At 44.0% G+C, this 5125-nt stretch carries 6 protein-coding genes; 1 reads left to right on the top strand and 5 read right to left on the bottom strand.

Annotated features, from left to right (window positions below; translation table 11 throughout):
• Positions 1-173 precede the first annotated feature (173 nt).
• From rplT to thrS, 4 genes are all read right to left on the bottom strand, one after another.
• Complete coding sequence (gene rplT, locus CAG69_RS19330; protein ID WP_004727974.1) at positions 174-527, bottom strand: 50S ribosomal protein L20; 354 nt, start codon at positions 525-527, stop codon at positions 174-176.
• A 40-nt stretch (positions 528-567) separates the two neighbouring features.
• The gene (gene rpmI, locus CAG69_RS19335) at positions 568-762 is read right to left on the bottom strand and encodes a 50S ribosomal protein L35 (RefSeq protein WP_005377932.1); all 195 of its coding nucleotides are present in this window, start codon (positions 760-762) and stop codon (positions 568-570) included.
• 121 nt (positions 763-883) lie between these two features.
• Positions 884-1435, bottom strand: a complete 552-nt coding sequence (infC, locus tag CAG69_RS19340) for a translation initiation factor IF-3 (protein ID WP_074191168.1) — start codon at positions 1433-1435, stop codon at positions 884-886.
• 3 nt (positions 1436-1438) lie between these two features.
• Positions 1439-3367 carry a threonine--tRNA ligase gene (gene thrS / locus CAG69_RS19345; protein WP_005395892.1) on the bottom strand — a complete coding sequence of 643 codons (1929 nt, stop codon included), beginning with the start codon at positions 3365-3367 and terminating at the stop codon, positions 1439-1441.
• Positions 3368-3777: 410 nt separating this feature from the next.
• Between thrS and CAG69_RS19350 the strand changes: the two genes are divergently transcribed.
• Entirely contained in the window at positions 3778-4755 is a 978-nt protein-coding gene (locus CAG69_RS19350; protein ID WP_074191167.1) for a DUF3187 family protein, read from the top strand.
• A 6-nt stretch (positions 4756-4761) separates the two neighbouring features.
• Here CAG69_RS19350 and CAG69_RS19355 read toward each other — a convergent pair.
• Positions 4762-5125 (bottom strand): sporulation protein (locus CAG69_RS19355; protein WP_161445731.1); only part of this gene is annotated, 364 nt, incomplete at its 5' end.

A 5125-nucleotide genomic window follows, 5' to 3' on the forward strand; every position in this document is an offset into this window, starting at 1 on the left:
CGTAAAATATATACCCAAGCCATTTTATTACCAACAGAGCAGCGATCACTAATCAAATCGGGAAGACTGATAGACAAGATTCTGAATGGCAAAACTGAAAAATATTTGGGTATATATTTTAGCAATAAAAAAGGAGAGCTAATGCTCTCCTTCTCTTAATCCTAAACTGCTAATTAAAGAGCAGCTTTCGCTTTTTCAACTAGAACTGCAAATGCAGCTTTGTCGAATACTGCGATGTCCGCAAGGATCTTACGGTCGATCTCGATAGATGCTTTCTTAAGACCGTTGATGAAACGGCTGTAAGATAGACCATTTTGACGAGATGCCGCATTGATACGTGCAATCCATAGTTGACGGAATTGACGTTTCTTAGCGCGACGGTCACGGTAAGCGTATTGACCAGCTTTAGTAACTGCTTGGAAAGCTACGCGGTAAACACGTGAACGCGCACCGTAGTAACCTTTAGCTTGTTTTAGAACTTTCTTATGACGTGCACGAGCTTGTACACCACGTTTTACGCGAGGCATTATGCTTCTCCTAAACTAAACGATTGATAACTAAAAAGAATTAAGCGTATGGCAACATACGGATTACTGCAGCCACTTCACATTTTGGAAGGATTGCATTCGGACGTAGTTGACGCTTGTTCTTAGTAGTACGCTTAGTCAGGATGTGACGTTTTGTAGCGTGCTTGTACTTAATACCACCAGCAGTTTTCTTAAAACGCTTAGCAGCACCTTTGTTGGTTTTCATCTTAGGCATGATGAATAACTCCGCATTGAGTAGGTTTAATAAACAACGTAATTAGGGCGAACAAAACCCAGCCGTTATGCCTTTATCGAAAGGAAAGCGGCTAGGTTTTAATTACTTGATGAGCCGTTAATTACTTCTTTTTAGGGGCTAGCACCATGATCATCTGGCGACCTTCAATCTTCTTAGGGAAAGATTCAACTACAGCAAGTTCTGCAGTATCTTCCTTAAGACGATTTAGAACGTCAACACCGATGTCTTGGTGTGCCATCTCTCGGCCACGGAAGCGAATTGTTACCTTCACTTTGTTGCCTTCTTCAAGGAAACGCGTCAGGTTGCGTAGTTTTACCTGATAGTCTCCAATATCAGTTCCAGGACGGAATTTTACTTCCTTGATCTGGACCTGCTTTTGCTTCTTCTTCTGCTCTTTAGCAGTTTTGCTCTTCTCGAAGAGGAACTTACCATAGTCCATCACACGACAAACAGGTGGCTCGGCGTTAGGACTGATCTCAACGAGATCCATACCAGCTTCTTCAGCAGCTGCAATGGCTTCTTGAATCGATACAACACCAACTGATTCACCGTCAGCGCCTGTTAGTCGAACTTCACGAATACCACGAATTTCACCGTTGATACGGTGCGGGTTTTGTTTTACCGGCTGTTGGCCACGTCTTCCGCCTTTAATAGCTTATTCCTCCAGATTGAGCTTACGGCTAGAGATCTCGTCTTGGATGTATGCAATAAAATCATCCACTTTAAATTTACCAAGATCTTTACCTTTACGAGTACGTACTGCAATTTCGCCAGCTTCCATTTCTTGGTCACCAACAACAAGCATATACGGCACACGCTTCAAAGTATGTTCGCGGATTTTAAAGCCAATCTTCTCATTTCTCAAGTCCGCTTTAGCTCTAATTCCACTTTTTTGTAGTTTTTGTACTATTTCTTGAACATAACCTGACTGTTTATCAGTAATGTTCATAAGAACTGCTTGTTCTGGCGCCAACCAAGTTGGGAAGAAACCAGCATATTCTTCGATAAGGATACCGATGAAGCGCTCTAGTGAACCTAGAATCGCACGGTGAATCATTACCGGTACAAGACGTTCGTTATTTTCACCTACATAAGTAGCGCCTAGGCGACCTGGTAGGTTGAAGTCTAGCTGGACAGTACCACACTGCCAAGCGCGGTCTAGACAATCGTATAGTGTGAATTCAATCTTAGGACCGTAGAACGCACCCTCACCTTCTTGAATTTCGTATGGGATATCCATCGATTCAAGAGACTGCTTCAATGCTTCTTCAGATTGATCCCAGATTTCATCTGAACCTACACGTTTCTCTGGACGAGTAGACAGTTTCACTACGATGTTATCGAAACCAAATGTTTGGTACGTATCGTACACCATCTTGATGCAGTTTGTTACTTCTTCTTGGATTTGGCTCTCGGTACAGAAAATGTGAGCATCATCCTGAGTAAAGCCACGTACACGCATAATGCCGTGTAGTGCACCAGATGGTTCGTTACGGTGACATGAGCCGAACTCAGCCATACGTAGCGGTAGGTCGCGGTACGATTTTAGACCTTGGTTGAAGATCTGTACGTGACCTGGACAGTTCATTGGCTTAATTGCGTATTCACGGTTCTCAGAAGAAGTTGTGAACATTGCATCAGCGTATTTATCCCAGTGGCCAGAGCGTTCCCAAAGAACACGGTCCATCATTAGCGGACCTTTTACTTCTTGGTAACCGTACTCATCTAGCTTAGCGCGGATGAATACTTCTAGATCACGGAAGATAGACCAACCATTGTGATGCCAGAACACCATACCCGGTGCTTCTTGCTGCATGTGGAATAGGTCTAGTTGCTTACCAATCTTACGGTGGTCACGCTTCGCTGCTTCTTCTAGGCGAGTTAGATGTGCTTTCAGTGCTTTCTTGTCGTGGAAAGCCGTACCGTAGATACGTTGAAGCATTTTGTTGTCGCTGTTACCACGCCAGTAAGCACCTGCCACATTCAATAGAGTGAAGTGTTGACAGAAGCTCATGTTAGGAACGTGAGGACCACGACACATGTCGATGTATTCTTCATGGTGGTAAAGACCTGGACGATCATCACGAGATACGTTTTCGTCTAGGATTTCCACTTTGTATGGTTCGCCACGTGATTCAAACGTATCACGCGCTTCCTGCCAGCTTACTTTTTTCTTAACAACTTCGTACTTGGTTTTCGCTAGCTCTTTCATACGCTTTTCAATCTTTTCAAGATCTTCTTGCGTTAGAGACTCATCTAGGTCGATATCGTAGTAGAAGCCGTTGTCGATGGTTGGACCAATCGCCATTTTAGCTTGTGGGTAAAGCTGCTTAAGAGCGTGACCAAGAAGGTGAGCACAAGAGTGACGAACGATTTCTAGACCGTCTACTTCATCTTTTACGGTGATGATTTCAAGGCTTGCGTCTTCTTCAATTAGGTCACACGCATCAACGCGGTTACCGTTTACACGACCAGCGATCGTTGCTTTTGCAAGACCAGGACCGATCGATTGCGCAACTTCCATAGTAGAAACTGGGTTGTCAAATTGACGCTGACTGCCGTCAGGAAGAGTAATAATAGGCATGCTATGTCCTTTACAGTGGTGTTGCACACCAAGCAACACATGTTATTCAAATTAGAAGCTATTTGTTGAAAATAGTTGAGAGTCAATAAAGGCCTCTCGGTAACACGAATACCGGACCGTTATCGAAAATGGGATTGTACCTAGCTCACATTTAGATTGCAAAGCGCGATTTTGTTTTATCATAAGAACTTAACCTCAGGCCCCGTCACGACAATCTGATGATTATTCTTAAGGGCTCACATCACTTGTAAACGGAGTTACCCCCTCCCAATAGAACTTGAATACACAACTGGTATAATAGTTCCTGATACATATTAACCAACACAGGACCCTGCACACCTAGTTCCACCTCAAAGTGCAATTTAGGTATATAGTTGTTTTATTGAGTAGTTTGCATGTAGGTGTTCATCATGATCTATTTCAAATCGCGCTTTATGGGGCTTCTAAGCATTTCGATATGCTGTGTACCAGCCATGGCATCAGATGACCTGTATGGGCCGCTACGTTCTTACGCACAATCTCCGATGCAAGTGGTTAGCCATACCAATATACTGCGCTCAGGACATAGCCTTCCCTCTGACTTTGTCGAAACCTATGGCTCAGGAACCGTGGCTAGTGTTTGGGCTCATACTGATGAATACGCACTGGATTATTACCACAACCAAATCGAAATTGGCAGCAAGTGGCAAATCAATAGCAGTTGGCAATGGGAACTCAATTATCGGTGGGTTTTTGCCGCTGATAACCATTTAGATGGACTGACGAAAAGCTTCCATAACCTTTTCGGTATCGGACAGAATGGCCGAGACAAAGTAGACAGAGATCGTTTTCACATTTCAATGCCGCAATATGATGTGCTAGAAGACGACTTCGAAGGACAAACGCTTGCCAACAACTTATCTACTTATTTGCAATATCAAGTGTTTCAGAATGAACATCACGGCCTATCTATTGGTGGCAGCTTATATTTTAATGATGTTGCTCACGGGACTTTTCAAGGCAGTAATTTCGAGCAAGGTTTCCAAATAAATTACAGTTATTTGAGTGACGCCCATGCATTTTACTCGATGGTTGGCATGACGTTTCGCTCAGATGATCGCGCCTTGCTGGATCTACCCTATCGGCATAATACGATTGCCGTTGCAGCTGGGTACCGTTATGCGTTGGAAGATAACCACCACCTGATGTTTGAATACCATTGGTATCAAGGCTCAACAGAAGGACCCGCAGAGTTTGCTGATGCCTCTAATGAACTGGTATTAGGCTATCGATATCTAATGGAAAACTCCGCGCTTGAGTTTTTAGCCGTAGAGAACGCACGAAACATGGATAACAGTACCGATATCGCTTTCACAATAGGATATCGGTACATATTCTCATCAAGTTGATGAGAACTATAGATTTAGCGTTGGTGCAACCGCGGCAGCGACTTGAGCATCAGTTGCATTGATCGGCAACGTAAACGAGCGATACTGGTCCCCAGCCAAGCTGAGCGAACGGTCAACCTCCGCCAAACAATGCATGACCCGCCCTTCCAGAATAAAAGAAAGCTCAATTTCTTTTGATGAGATAAAGCCGTTATTTCGGAACTCTAGCTCTTGATAAATTCCAGAGCGAGAAGCAAACGAGCCACCGCGCAAAAAGCCTTTTTCAACATCGGCTTTAACCATAGTGAAGCCAGCTTGCTCGATCGCTTGAATAACGCGAGATGCTACTGGTAGCGGTTTCACTTCAATATAGTCACGGTCACGCGGGTCA

Origin of the sequence: Vibrio sp. V43_P6S15P86, from assembly GCF_009904725.1 — a bacterium.
Taxonomy (GTDB): domain Bacteria; phylum Pseudomonadota; class Gammaproteobacteria; order Enterobacterales; family Vibrionaceae; genus Vibrio; species Vibrio diabolicus.